Source organism: Streptomyces kryoterrae, assembly GCF_054072135.1.
In genome coordinates this window covers 3256119-3269462 of record NZ_CM133358.1, presented here as the reverse complement: position 1 = coordinate 3269462, position 13344 = coordinate 3256119, and the positions used below count along the sequence as shown (strand labels likewise).

Here is a 13344-nt window from a genome sequence, read left to right as displayed (position 1 = left end):
CCCCCGGCCCGCCGCGGCAGTGACAGAGGCGGGGGCCCTTCCATGAGCGCCACTCACCCCGCCAGATGCACCAGGCGGGGTGCGCGCGACTTCGATAGCTGCCGGACGCGACACCGCCGGGAGCAGCCTCAGTCGGGCCGCCCCCACGCGCCGGGGCAGTGGCAGGGGCGGGAGCCACTCCATGGGTGCCGTTCACCCTGGCCGGGCGGACCCGCCGGCTCGTACGCGGGTTCGAGAGCTACTGAAGGGGGGCTGCCGGAAGCCGTCTCAGTGCAGGCCGCCCCCCGCCCGTCTGGGCAGGAGCAGGGCCGGGGCCAGGGCCAGGACGCTGAAGCCGAGGGTCCACCAGAAGACGTTGCTGAAGGCCGGGACGAGGTCCGCGGTCGAGCCCGAGCGGAGCGCCGCACCGGAGCCCGCCCGGTCCTCGTACGCGCGCGTCAGGACCAGCGTCAGCAGCGCCGTGCCCATCGAACCGCCCACCCGCTGCGCGATGTTGACCACGCTCGTCGCATGCGGCACCGACGCCTTGTCGAGGCCCTGATAGGCGGCGACCAGCGTCGGCATGAAGGTGGCGCCCAGGCCGATGCCCCGCACCAGCAGGGACACCGCCAACAGGCCCTCGGGGGTGTCGCCGTCGGCGAGGGCGTACGGCAGGGTGCCCAGCAGGGCCAGCGCGAGGCCGACCGGGACGACCCGGCCGGGACCGAACCGGTCCGTCAGCTTCCCGGCGTACTGCGCGACCGCCGCCGCCCCCAGCCCCTGCGGCGCCAGCAGCAGACCCGCGTGGAAGGCGTCCTGACCGCGCACCAGCTGGTGGTACATCGGAAAGAGGATCAGCGCGCCGAACAGCGAGGCGCCCAGCAGCAGCGAGGCCGCGGCCGACGCGGCGAAGCTCCGTATCCGGAACAGCCGGATGTCGACCAGCGCCCGCTCGCCGCGCCGCAGCGAGTGCACGGTGAACGCCACCAGCATCACCGCCCCGGCCACCAGCGCCGACACCGCGAGCGGCGCCCCGAAGCCCCGCTCGCCCCCGGCCTCGGAGAAGCCGAGGATCAGCAGGGCCAGCCCCGGCGACAGCAGGAGCACCGACAGCACGTCCAGCGGCACCGCCCGCACCTCCTCGCCGGCCGGCATCACCCGGGCGGCGAGCACCAGCGCGATCACACCGATGGGCAGGTTGACGTAGAACAGCCACGGCCACGACAGATGGTCCACGATCACACCGCCGACCACCGGGCCGAACACCGGCGAGAGCATGCCGGGGATGGCCGCGAGGCCCATGACCCGGCCCAGCAGCTTCGGCCCGGCCGCCCGCGCGAGTGCCGTCTGGGACAGCGGAAGCAGCATGCCGCCGCCCAGGCCCTGGAGCGCGCGGAAGGCGATCAGCGACTCCGCCGACCAGGCCAGCCCGCACAGCAGCGAGCACACGGTGAACGCGCTGAGCGCGGTCAGCCAACTGCGCCGGACGCCGAAACGTTGCACCGCCCAGCCGGTCAGCGGGATCACCATCGAGAACGCCAGCAGGTACCCGGTGGCCACCCACTGGATCAACCCGACCGAGGCGTCGAGATCGTGCCCCATCGCGTCGACACCGACCGACACGATGCTGGTGTCGAGCGTGGACATCACCACGCCGAGGGTCGTCACACCGGCGAGTACGAGCACCGCCCGGGGAATCCGCTCCGGCACTGCCTGGTCGGCACCCTCCGGCCGGGACGAGGCCGTGGTGTCCTGAGGTGGGTTCGTGGCCACAGGGGGGATTCCTCCGAAAGGGATGGACGTACGGGGCTGATGTGGTCGTCGGTTCTCCGGAGGCGGCGGGTTCCGCCGGAGAGACGTCCACAGAGATGCATAGCGCCGAAATCTCCCGCACCGGCCCGACGTTGGCGATCCCTTTACCGCTTTTTGGTGCCCTGCGGATCTTCTCCACGCACATTCGAGCCATCCTCGAGCCGATTCGGCCAGGGTCGGAGTCGGCACCGCACGAACCGGTGGACCGGTAAAGCAGGGAGGCGGGAGTGTCCGGAAATTCGTTGCAGGCCCTGATCGTGGGAGCGGGGCCCAGCGGGCTCACCACGGCCCATGAACTGGTCCGACGTGGCATCGAGGTACGGATCGTGGACGCGGCCGAGGGCCCGGCGGGAACGAGCCGGGCGCTCGCCACACATGCCCGGACGCTGGAAATCTACGACCAGATGGGAATACTCCCCGAGCTGCTCCCACAGGGCCGCCGGATACAGAAGTTCACACTGCATCAAAGCGGCCGCAAGCTCGCCGCCCTCAAGGCCGACTATTCCGAGCTTCCCACCCGGTTCCCGATGACCGTCATGGTCGACCAGGCGATTACCGAAAAGGTATTGCGGGACGCGGTGGCCGGCTTCGGCGGAAAGGTCGAATGGGGCGTACGGCTGGAATCGCTCGAACAGGACACGGACGGCGTCACCGTTCGGCTGCGCCACCCCGGCGACCGGGTGGAGACGCTCCGCACCGACTGGCTGGTGGGCTGCGACGGCGGACACAGCGTCGTGCGCAAGCAACTGGGGCTGACGCTGGTCGGCGACTCCAGCGAGACCTGGCTGATCGCCGACGCGGTCCTCGACGCCGGCCTCGACGACACCAGCCTGCACTGGCTGCGCACCCGGGACGGCGCCCTGATGGCCGTACCGTTCCCGGAGCCCGGCAAGTGGCGGCTGCTGGACACCGCCGACGCGACGTACGACGGCGACGCGCAGCAGATCGGCGAACGGTTCGCCCGGAAGCTGTCGCAGGCGGTGGGGCGGCCCGTGACCGTGCAGACGCCCACCTGGGTGTCGGTCTTCACCATCCAGCAGCGCATGATCACGCGGATGCGCTCGGGGCGCTGCTTCGTGGCCGGCGACGCCGCGCACGTCCACAGCCCCGCCTCCGGGCAGGGCATGAACACCGGCATCCAGGACGCGTACAACCTGGCCTGGAAGCTGGCCTCCGTGATCCGCGGGCACGCGGGCCAGGACCTGCTGGACAGCTACGGCGCCGAGCGCGTTCCGGTCGGCGCCCGGCTGCTGGGCTCCACCAACCGGGCCACCCAGCTCATCCAGCTCAAGAGCCCCGTCGCCGGACTGATCCTGCCGGTGATGTTCAAGGTCGTCTCCACGCTGCCGCCACTGCGGGCGAAGATCTCCCGCAAGATCATGCGCGCGATGTCCGCCCTCGACCTGAGCTATGCCGACAGCCCCCTGACCCGGGCCGCCGGTCCCGAGGACGCCGACGGGGTGGTACCCGGCGTACGGCTCGCGCAGCTGGTCGCGGCGGAGGCCGACGAGCCGGGCTTCGCCGCCCTGCTGGAGGAGCTGCGCGACCCGCGCTGGACCCTGCTGGCCCGCGGCACCGGGGCGGCCGATCCGGAGCTGGAGCGGCTGACGGACGCCCACGGGGAGTGGCTGTCGGTACGGACCGTGGTCCCGCCCGGCACCGACGCCCCCCACCCCCTGCCCGACCGCGGCCCCCTCACCGACCGTCTGTCCCTGCGGACCCCCGGCGACTGGCTGCTGGCCCGCCCCGACGGCTACGTCGCGGCCCGCGGCCGAGGCCCCGCCACCCTGACCGAGGCCCTCACCGCAGCGACGGCGGGCGCCTCCACCCGGCCCGGCCCGCAGAACACCGCCCCCTAGGGACTGCCGTCACATTCCCGCCTGCCGCGCGACGCCAAACGGGCTCCCCTGCTCGCCGCACCGGGCACAGACCCGCGTACACCCAGTACGAGGGCCCGCGCCCGGACCGGCCTGCGGGCTGACGACGGAATGTGGCGACGGGCCCCAGGGCCTGTCCCGCGGATCATGCCGCAGACGCGGGGCAGCCGGACGTACCAAGCCCCGCTCACCTGTGTTTGTCTGGCGCCGCAACCATCCTCCGACCTGATCCGCCGGACAGGTCCTGGTCGCGGCTCACCGAGAACGGGAGTACTCAATGGACTTCGCACTCGACGGCCGCACCGTCCTCGTGACGGGTGCCACCGGCGGTATCGGCGGCGCGGTGGCCCGCGCGTTCTCCGCGCAGGGGGCCCGGGTCGCCCTCGGCTACGCCCAGGACGCGGCGGGCGCCGAGGCCCTCGCCGAGGAGCTCGGCGCCAAGAACGACGACGCGATGACGGTCCGGTACCGCATCGGCGAGGACGGCTCCGCCGAGGCGGCCGTCGCCGCGGTCGAGGAGCGCTGGGGCGGCGTGGACGTCCTGGTCGCCGGGGCCATGATGGCGGGCGGTCTGCGCGCGCCGGGCATCCGCTTCGAGGAGCTGGCCCCGGACCAGTGGACCGGCTTCGTCACCGACAACACCCTGGACACGCTGCGCACCGTCCAGCTGGTGCTGCCGTCCATGCGGCGCGCCGGCTGGGGCCGGATCGTCCTGGTGTCGTCGGCGGTGGCCCGGCTCGGCAAACCCGGCCGGGAGTTCTACGGCACCGTCAAGAGCGGCCTCGGCGGCCTCGTCAGCAGCCTGGTGTGGGACCTCAGCGGCTCCGGCGTCCTGGTCAACCTCGTCAGCCCGGGGCTGACCCTGACCCCCAGGGCCGCCGCGATGGTGCCGGCCGCCCGCCGTGCCGAGGAGGAGGCGGCCACCCCGACCGGCCGGCTCAGCACCCCCGCCGACGTGGCCTCCGCCGTGCTCTACCTCGGCTCCGGTGCCAACGGCAACATCACCGGCCAGGACCTCGCGGTGACGGGAGGCCGCTGAACGGCGCCGTCACGACGACCGCCGTACGGGCCGCCCCGGCCCAGTACCCCAAAACCCGGAAGGGCCCGTTCCCAAGTCCTGGAGACTTGGGAACGGGCCCTTCGCGCAGGTGAGTTCGCAGGCCTACGCCTCGAACACCTGACTCACCAGCTGCTCCTGCTCCGCCTGGTGACGCTTCGCCGAACCCACCGCAGGGGACGAGCCCGCCGGGCGCGAGATGCGCTGCAGACGCTCACCGTGCGGGATGTCCGCGCCGACCGCCAGGTCCAGGTGGTCGATCAGGTTGAGGGCGATGAAGGGCCACGCGCCCTGGTTCGCCGGCTCCTCCTGCGCCCACAGGTACTTCGCGGCGTTCGGGTACTTGGCGATCTCCGCCTGGAGCTCCGCGCCCGGGAGGGGGTACAGACGCTCGATGCGGATGATCGCCGTGTCCGTGATGCCGCGCTTGTTCCGCTCGGCCTCAAGGTCGTAGTACAGCTTGCCGGCGCAGAACACGACCTTGCGGACGTCCGCCGGGGCGGCGGACGCGTCGCCGATGACCGGGCGGAAGGCGCCCGTCGTGAACTCCTCCGTCTTCGAGGCCGCCGCCTTGAGGCGCAGCATCGACTTCGGGGTGAAGACCACCAGCGGCTTGTGGTGCGGGTTGTGCACCTGCCACCGCAGGAGGTGGAAGTAGTTCGACGGGAGCGTCGGCTGAGCGACCGTCATGTTGTTCTGGGCGCACAGCTGGAGGAACCGCTCGATGCGCGCGGACGAGTGGTCCGGGCCCTGGCCCTCGTGGCCGTGGGGAAGCAGGAGCGTGACGCCGGACGTCTGGCCCCACTTCTGCTCCGCCGCCGAGATGTACTCGTCCACGACCGTCTGCGCGCCGTTGACGAAGTCGCCGAACTGCGCCTCCCACATCACGAGCGCGTCGGGGCGGGCCAGTGAGTACCCGTACTCGAAGCCCATGACCGCGTACTCGGAGAGCAGCGAGTCGTAGACGTTCAGGCGGGCCTGGTCGTCCGACAGGTACTGGAGCGGGGTGTAGTCCTCGCCGGTGACCCGGTCGATGAGGACCGCGTGCCGCTGGCCGAAGGTGCCGCGCCGGGAGTCCTGGCCCGAGAGGCGCACCGGGGTGCCCTCCAGGAGCAGGGAGCCGATCGCGAGCGTCTCGCCCATGCCCCAGTCGATCGTGCCGTCCTCGATCATCGCCGCCCGGCGCTGCAACTGCGGGATCAGCCGCGGGTGGACGGTGACGTGGTCGGGGATGTTGACCTGGGACTCGGCGATGCGCTTGACGACCTCCTGGGAGACCGCGGTCTGCACGGTCGCCGGGAACTCGGCCTGCGGGGCGCCGGAGTTCGCCTCGCCCGGGGTGGAGATGGCCTCGCGGACCTCCGTGAAGACCTTCTCCAGCTGGCCCTGGAAGTCCTGGAGGGCTTGTTCGGCTTCCTCGAGGGTGATGTCGCCCCGGCCGATCAACGACTCGGTGTACAGCTTGCGCACCGAGCGCTTCTTGTCGATCAGGTCGTACATCAGGGGCTGCGTGAACGCCGGGTTGTCGGTCTCGTTGTGGCCACGACGGCGGTAGCAGATGAGGTCGATGACGACGTCCTTGTTGAACGCCTGGCGGAACTCGAAGGCCAGGCGCGCGACGCGGACGACGGCCTCGGGGTCGTCGCCGTTCACATGGAAGATCGGCGCCTCGATCATGCGGGCCACGTCGGTCGCGTACATCGAGGAACGCGAGGACTCGGGCGCCGCCGTGAAGCCGACCTGGTTGTTGATGACGATGTGGACCGTGCCGCCGGTGCGGTATCCGCGCAGCTGCGACATGTTGAGGGTCTCGGCCACCACGCCCTGGCCCGCGAAGGCCGCGTCACCGTGCAGGGCGACCGGCAGGACCGTGAAGTCCGTGCCGCCCTTGTTGATGATGTCCTGCTTGGCGCGGGCGATGCCCTCGATGACCGGGTCGACCGTCTCCAGGTGGGAGGGGTTGGCGGCCAGCGAGACGTTGACCTGCTCGCCGTCCAGGCCGGTGAAGACACCGTCGGCGCCGAGGTGGTACTTCACGTCGCCGGAGCCGTGCATCGACTTCGGGTCGAGGTTGCCCTCGAACTCGCGGAAGATCTGCGCGTACGACTTGCCGACGATGTTCGCGAGAACGTTCAGCCGGCCGCGGTGGGCCATGCCGATGACGACCTCGTCGAGCCGGGACTCGGCGGCGGCGTCCAGGACCGCGTCCAGCAGCGGGATGACGGACTCGCCGCCCTCCAGCGAGAAGCGGCGCTGGCCGACGTACTTGGTCTGGAGGAACGTCTCGAACGCCTCGGCCGCGTTCAGCCGGCGCAGGATGCGCAGCTGCTCCTCGCGCTCCAGGTTGCTGTGCGGGCGCTCGATGCGGTCCTGGATCCACTTGCGCTGCTTGGGGTCCTGGATGTGCATGAACTCGACGCCGGTGGTGCGGCAGTACGAGTCACGGAGCACGCCGAGGATGTCGCGCAGCTTCATCAGCGACTTGCCCGAGAAGCCGCCGACCGCGAACTCGCGCTCCAGGTCCCAGAGGGTGAGCCCGTGCTCGGTGATGTCCAGGTCGGGGTGCTTGCGCTGGCGGTACTCCAGCGGGTCGGTGTCGGCCATGACGTGGCCGCGGACCCGGTAGGAGTGGATCAGCTCGAAGACGCGGGCGGGCTTGGTGACGTCGTCGTCGTGCGAGGCGTCGATGTCCTTGAGCCAGCGGACCGGCTCGTAGGGGATGCGCAGCGCCTCGAAGATCTCGTCGTAGAAGCCGCTCTCGCCGAGGAGGAGGTTCGCCACGACCCGCAGGAACTCGCCGGAGGCGGCGCCCTGGATGACCCGGTGGTCGTAGGTCGACGTGAGTGTCATGACCTTGGAGATGCCGAGCTTGTTCAGGGTGTCCTGGGACGTGCCCTGGAACTCCGCCGGGTAGTCCATGGAACCGACGCCCATGATGACCGACTGACCGGGCATCAGACGCGGGACCGAGTGGACGGTGCCGAGGCCGCCGGGGTTGGTCAGGGAGACCGTGACACCGGTGAAGTCGTCCATCGTCAGCTTGCCCTCGCGGGCACGGCGGACGATGTCCTCGTAGGCCTGCCAGAACTCGAAGAAGTTCAGCGTCTCGGCCTTCTTGATGCCGGCCACGACGAGCTGGCGGTCGCCGTTGGGCTTCACCAGGTCGATGGCCAGGCCGAAGTTGACGTGCGCCGGCTTGACGAGGGTCGGCTTGCCGTCCTTCTCCGCGAAGGAGTAGTTCATCGACGGCATGGCCTTGATGGCCTGCACCATCGCGTAGCCGATGAGGTGGGTGAAGGAGATCTTCCCGCCCCGGGCCCGCTTCAGGTGGTTGTTGATGACGATGCGGTTGTCGAAGAGCAGCTTCACCGGGACCGCGCGCACGGACGTGGCCGTGGGCACCTCGATCGAGGCGTTCATGTTCTTCGCCACCGCCGCGGACGGACCGCGCAGCGTCACGAACTCCGGACCGTCCACGGCGCCGGCCTCGGCCGCGGGAGCGGCCTTGGGCTTGGCGGCGGCCGGCGTGGGCGCCGCGGCGGCGGGCTTGGCGGCCGGAGCGGCTGCGGAGGACCGGGGAGCAGCGGCCGGAGCCGGTACGGCCGGGGTCACGGGAGCCGGCGCCGGGGTGGCCGGAGCCGCCGGGGCGGTCGTGGTGGTCTCTGCGGCCCCCGCGGCCGCAGCACCCGCCGTAGCCGTCGAGGCGTCTGGCGCCCCGGGCTTGTAGTCGGCGAAGAAGTCCCACCAGGCACGGTCTACGGAATTCGGGTCCTGGAGGTACTGCTGATAGATCTCGTCGACGAGCCACTCGTTGGGTCCGAACGCCGCCGCAGGGTTACCTGCGGGTTCGTCGGTCGAGATGCTCGATGAGTTACTGGGGGACTGTGCAGACACGGCGGCAACCGCCCTCTTCCGCTTCACAAGGTGATGGACAGCGGGAATTAAGGCTACGCCCCCGTGGCCGAAAGGTCAGTCCGGGTCCGTTCATCGTCGCGTAAGTCACATCGATAATCGGGTTTCGGGGGGTGAAATGGCGGGAAACAAGCGAGGTTCCGGTCCGAAAGGGACACGTCTGGGAAACCCAAATTGTCGGCCGGGCGCACCAAATGTGCGGGCCTGTGAGCAATCACACGTGTCCATGCGCGTCCGCCAGCGCGGATGCCAGGTGGATCTTGCGGCTCCGCTTCGCACTTTACGTCAACTTGGTCCGGACGGCTCTCCCGGAAGGGTGACCAAAATCCGGCAACCCCGCTCGGATTCGGCCACCCCGATCCGGCCGCCGTGCAGATCGACCGCCCAGCGGGCGATGGCCAGCCCGAGGCCCGTACCGCCGTCGCTGCCCGGCCCGTGCGGCGCGCTGACACCGCCGCGGTTGAACCGCTCGAAGACCCGGTGCCACTCCGAACGCGGGATGCCGGGGCCCTCGTCCAGGATCTCCAGCTCCAGCGACTCCGCCAGTGGCCCGCGCCGCGCCTTCACCGTGACCCGGCCGTGCGCGGGGCTGTGCTTGACCGCGTTGTCGATCAGGTTGGCGACGACCTGGTGAAGGCGCTCCGGGTCCGCGTGCGCGACCAGCTCGGGCGGGTTGACGTCGAGGTGCAGATGGACGTCGTTACGGGTGTGACCGCCGGAGCCCGACGCGATGCCCGCGCGCGTGGAGGCGAGCATGTTGGCCTCCTTGAGCACACCGGAGAGGTACGGCCAGACCTCGAACCGGCGCTTGCGCAGCGGTACGACCCCGTTGTCGAGCCGGGAGAGGTCCAGCAGGGTCTCCACCAGCCGCCCGAGGCGCTCGGTCTGCTTGAGCGCCGTCCGCATGGTCTCGGGATCGGCGGCCGAGACCCCGTCCACGACGTTCTCCAGCACGGCGCGCAGACCCGCGATGGGGGTGCGCAGCTCGTGCGAGACGTTCGCCACCAGCTCCTTGCGCTGACGGTCCTGGGCCTCCAGCTCGTCGGCCATGACGTTGATCGTCTGGGCCAGGTCGCCCAGCTCGTCCCAGCGGTTCTCGCGCACCCGGCGCGTGTAGTCGCCGTGCGAGATGGAACGGGCCACCGCGTTCATGTCGTCCAGCGGCGCGGTGAGCGAATGGGCCACGAACTGCGTAATCAGCAGTGTGGCGATCATCGAGAAGACCGTGATGAAGCGGAGCTCCGTCTTGGTGTGCACCGCGATCATCGACAGACCGGTGGTGATCAGCACCGAGACGACGACCAGTGCGCCCAGCTTGGTCTTGATCGAGAACGGGCGTACGCCGCCCCAGGGCTCCCCGGGGCTCCTCCGTGCGGCCGGCCGCCCCCGGTTCATGGCGTCGGTGTCTCCAGTGCGTAGCCGACCCCGTGCACCGTACGGATCCGCTCGGCGCCGATCTTCCGGCGCAGCGCCTTGATGTGGCTGTCGACGGTGCGGGTGCCGGAGGCGTCCGCCCAGTCCCACACCTCGGCGAGCAGCTGCTCGCGCGAGAGGACGGCGCGGGGGGTGTTCGCGAGACAGACGAGCAGGTCGAACTCGGTGGGCGTGAGGTGCACGTCCTCGGAGCGCACCCGCACCCGTCGCTGTGCGTGGTCGATCTCCAGCTCGCCGAGCCGCAGGATGCCGGAGCGCGGCGTCGACGCGGCGATGGCGGCCCGCTCGACCCGGCGCAGCAGCACATGCACCCGGGCGGCCAGCTCGCGCATGGAGAAGGGCTTCGTCATGTAGTCGTCGGCGCCGACCCCGAGGCCGACCAGCATGTCGGTCTCGTCGTCGCGCGCGGTGAGCATCAGGACGGGCACGGCCCGCTGGGCCTGCACCCGCCTGCATACTTCCAGCCCGTCGAACCCGGGCAGCATGATGTCGAGGATCAGCAGATCGGGCTGCCAGGCCTCGGCGGTGTCGACGGCGGCCGGCCCGTCGCCTGCGGTCTGCACGAGAAATCCCTCGGCGCGCAGACGGGCCGCGATGGCGTCGACGATCGTCGGATCGTCCTCGACCACGAGTACCCGGCGCTGGGCGCCGGGAGTCGCCGTCGCGCCGTTCTGGGAGGTGTGTGTCTGCTCCATCGCCCGCCCCTGAGTGTGCTTTCCGGAACCAGTGGGGTGGTTCCTTGGCTGCGCTTGTCCGCGCATGACTGCGATTGACGCACGACTGATCGGATGAGTGATCGGCGTCAGGGAAGCAGAGTACGGGCAGTCACCGCGAGGGGTCTATCCAGGTCGGACGGCGAGATGGACGACGTCCGGGACTCCCCGGGCAACGTGGATCTCTTCGGTGCGTACTGACCGGAATCCGGCATTCCGTAGAGTTCCCTCGAATTCCAGGGAGGGCTGCGCGGACCACACCGCGAGTACCCCGTCCGGCCTCAACACCCTTGCGCAGCTTGCCAGTCCGGCCTGCGAATACAGGCTCCGGTTGTCCTCCGTGACGGTCCAGTCCGGGCCGTTGTCGATGTCGAGACACAGCGCGTCGAATGTGGCGGAGGTCTCATTGACGTATCTCACGAGATCGGCTTCGACGATCGCGGTACGGGGGTCGTCGAGGGCGTCGGAGGAGAGCGGGGCGAGCGGCCCGTTCCGATGCCATCCGATGATCGCCGGTTCACGTTCGACGACGGTGATGCCGCCCCAGCGGGGGTCGGCCGCGGCGTGCACGAGGGAGAACCCGACGCCGAGGCCGCCGATGAGGACGTGCGGGGCCGAGGCCCGGGTGCCGGGGGTGAGGGCGTCGAGGGCGGCGTCGACGAGGAGGCGCTCGGACCGGCCGTCCGAAGTGTCCATCAGGAAGCACCCGTTGGCGATGATCTGCAGTAACTCCCCGTGCCGCCGCAGGACGACCTCGCCGTACGGCCCCTCGCGGCGGTCCAGGACTTCGGGGGTGTCGTGGGAGGTGGTCGGGTGGGTCATGGGGACATCTTGGCGCAGTGCGGCCCGGATGGGCTCGGCCTTTGTGCGGCCTGTCGGCTTGCTGTGAATCGGCCGGGTCGTGGCGCGGGTCACAGACAACAGCGTGGGCGGAGGCGAAGGGTGGGGCGAAACGGAAGGAGCGCCTCACCGTGGAACGGGCCGATGCGAAGGGTGATGTGACGACGGGTTCACCGGCGCCCTCGGGCGCGCCCGTCGCGGAGGGGGTACGGCTGCTGGACGGGATGCCGAGGCAGCGGGGACCGGCAAACGCCGTGTCCGTGCGGCCCCTGGCGCCTGAGAAGGCTGCCCCCGGGCGGCGGGTCGGCCGCCCCTGGCATCTCCTCCCCACCCCCACCGGAACCCCGTTCACCTTCACGTTCGCGGCCGTCCTCCTGGTCACGGCCTTCGTCGCCGAGCACGCCGACCCCGCCCTTGTGCACGCCCTCCACCAGGGCTCCAGTACCGATGTCGCCCATCTCCTGCGGACTCCCGTCTTCGTGCTGGCCGCCAGCGCGCTGTGGGTCGTGGGCGGCGTGACATCGCCGTACGCCGTTGTCCTCCTCCTTGTCCTTACCGCGCTGGAGCGGCGGATCGGCGGGCCGCGTACCGCCGGGGTGTTCGCGCTCGGCCATGTGCTGGCCACCCTCGCGACCGAGGTGCCGGTGGGGCTCGCGGTGCTGATGGGGTGGCTGCCCGAAAGTTCGTTGCACCGGCTCGACTACGGGGTCAGTTTCGGGGTCGCGGCGAGCGTGGGCGCGCTGGCGGGGTTGCTGCGGCCCTGGCTGGGGTGGCCGTTGCTGCTGCTGTTCGGCGGGATGCTGGTGCAGGACCTGGTCGCCTACACCGACCCGATGACCAACTGGGGTCATGTGATGGCGCTGGCCATCGGGGTCGCCACCTGGCCCTGGATCCGGCGGCGGAGGCGGGTCTAGGGCCTTCGGCCGGCCGCCCCGACGTACTTCGCGCTCGTCAGGAGCGCCTCGACCCGCCAGCCCAGGGCCTCGTACAGCGCCCGTCCGTCCGGAGTTCCCGCCAGTACGCCTCTCTCCGCGCCCTGGGTGACGGCCTCCTGGGCGAGTGTGCGCATCACGAAGGAGCCCAGGCCCCGGCGCTGGTGTGCGGGCGAGGTCGCCACCTGGTCGACGACCGCCGTCCGGCCCGTCGGGGCGAGCTGGCCGCGGGCCGCCCAGGAGCCGTCCGGCGCCGCGAGCAGGACGCGGGTCACTCCGCCGCGCGTCCACACGCGTACCCGGTAGCCGTCAGGGACGGCCGGCGGCTCCGCGGCGGTCAGCGGGACCGACATCAGGAAGCCCGGCTCGGGAGCGACCCACCAGCCCTCGCCGAGCCATCCGCCGACCGTCGCCGGGTCGTCGAACACCTTGAGCCACACGCCCGTTCCGGTCACCGCGTCGGCCACCTTCCGGACGGTCCGTTCCTCGACGCCGTCGTTCACCGCGTCGAGGACGTGCCGGGTGACCTGCTCGGCCGTGCCCACGTCGATGGTGTAGCCCCAGGGCTCGACCTGTGGCGGTGACGCCCCGCGCGAGACCACCCAGCCGTCGACCCAGGCCCGCACGGTTCCGTCCACGCCAACTCCCTGTGTAATGGTTGATATGCAGCAATGAGTGTTACGTGGATGACTGTATGTGCAGGTCCGGCCGGGGCGGCAGAGGTGATCGCTCACGGCGAACACGGGATGGGGAACAACCGGCCGTCGCCAAGCATTGAGTCGGCATAG

The 13344-nt window shown here is 70.8% G+C and carries 9 protein-coding genes; 3 read left to right on the top strand and 6 right to left on the bottom strand.

Annotated features, from left to right (window positions below; translation table 11 throughout):
* Positions 1-267: 267 nt before the first annotated feature.
* A complete protein-coding gene (locus ACW4TU_RS13635) occupies positions 268-1752 on the bottom strand; it encodes a DHA2 family efflux MFS transporter permease subunit (RefSeq protein ID WP_457427960.1) in 1485 nt (494 codons plus the stop codon).
* 266 nt (positions 1753-2018) lie between these two features.
* Here ACW4TU_RS13635 and ACW4TU_RS13630 point away from each other — a divergent pair, with 266 nt between their 5' ends.
* The gene (locus ACW4TU_RS13630; RefSeq protein WP_457427958.1) at positions 2019-3650 is read left to right on the top strand and encodes an FAD-dependent oxidoreductase; all 1632 of its coding nucleotides are present in this window, start codon (positions 2019-2021) and stop codon (positions 3648-3650) included.
* 295 nt (positions 3651-3945) lie between these two features.
* A complete protein-coding gene (locus ACW4TU_RS13625) occupies positions 3946-4707 on the top strand; it encodes an SDR family NAD(P)-dependent oxidoreductase (RefSeq protein ID WP_457427956.1) in 762 nt (253 codons plus the stop codon).
* Between the two features lie 123 nt (positions 4708-4830).
* On the opposite strand, the gene ACW4TU_RS13620 is transcribed toward ACW4TU_RS13625, so the two are convergent.
* From ACW4TU_RS13620 to ACW4TU_RS13605, 4 genes are all read right to left on the bottom strand, one after another.
* A complete protein-coding gene (locus ACW4TU_RS13620) occupies positions 4831-8619 on the bottom strand; it encodes a multifunctional oxoglutarate decarboxylase/oxoglutarate dehydrogenase thiamine pyrophosphate-binding subunit/dihydrolipoyllysine-residue succinyltransferase subunit (protein WP_457427954.1) in 3789 nt (1262 codons plus the stop codon).
* 303 nt (positions 8620-8922) lie between these two features.
* Positions 8923-10032, bottom strand: coding sequence for a HAMP domain-containing sensor histidine kinase (locus ACW4TU_RS13615; protein WP_457427952.1), 1110 nt, complete (start codon positions 10030-10032; stop codon positions 8923-8925).
* The gene (locus tag ACW4TU_RS13610; protein ID WP_006383578.1) at positions 10029-10766 is read right to left on the bottom strand and encodes a response regulator transcription factor; all 738 of its coding nucleotides are present in this window, start codon (positions 10764-10766) and stop codon (positions 10029-10031) included. Before ACW4TU_RS13610 ends, ACW4TU_RS13615 begins: the two co-directional genes overlap by 4 nt.
* 144 nt (positions 10767-10910) lie before the next feature.
* Positions 10911-11606: a spermine/spermidine synthase domain-containing protein gene (locus tag ACW4TU_RS13605; protein ID WP_457427949.1), complete on the bottom strand. Its 696-nt coding sequence runs from the start codon at positions 11604-11606 to the stop codon at positions 10911-10913.
* A gap of 149 nt (positions 11607-11755) precedes the next feature.
* Here ACW4TU_RS13605 and ACW4TU_RS13600 point away from each other — a divergent pair, with 149 nt between their 5' ends.
* A complete protein-coding gene (locus tag ACW4TU_RS13600) occupies positions 11756-12538 on the top strand; it encodes a rhomboid-like protein (protein WP_457427947.1) in 783 nt (260 codons plus the stop codon).
* On the opposite strand, the gene ACW4TU_RS13595 is transcribed toward ACW4TU_RS13600, so the two are convergent.
* Positions 12535-13194, bottom strand: coding sequence for a GNAT family N-acetyltransferase (locus tag ACW4TU_RS13595; protein ID WP_457427945.1), 660 nt, complete (start codon positions 13192-13194; stop codon positions 12535-12537). The two genes, ACW4TU_RS13600 and ACW4TU_RS13595, sit on opposite strands and share 4 nt — an antisense overlap.
* Positions 13195-13344 lie beyond the last annotated feature (150 nt).

Bases quoted from the DNA above. Each gene is read 5' to 3' on its own strand.
- ACW4TU_RS13625 (WP_457427956.1), top strand. From the start codon at position 3,946: ATGGACTTCGCACTCGACGGCCGCACCGTCCTCGTGACGGGTGCCACC.
- ACW4TU_RS13610 (WP_006383578.1), bottom strand. From the start codon at position 10,766: ATGGAGCAGACACACACCTCCCAGAACGGCGCGACGGCGACTCCCGGC.
- ACW4TU_RS13605 (WP_457427949.1), bottom strand. From the start codon at position 11,606: ATGACCCACCCGACCACCTCCCACGACACCCCCGAAGTCCTGGACCGC.
- ACW4TU_RS13615 (WP_457427952.1), bottom strand. From the start codon at position 10,032: ATGAACCGGGGGCGGCCGGCCGCACGGAGGAGCCCCGGGGAGCCCTGG.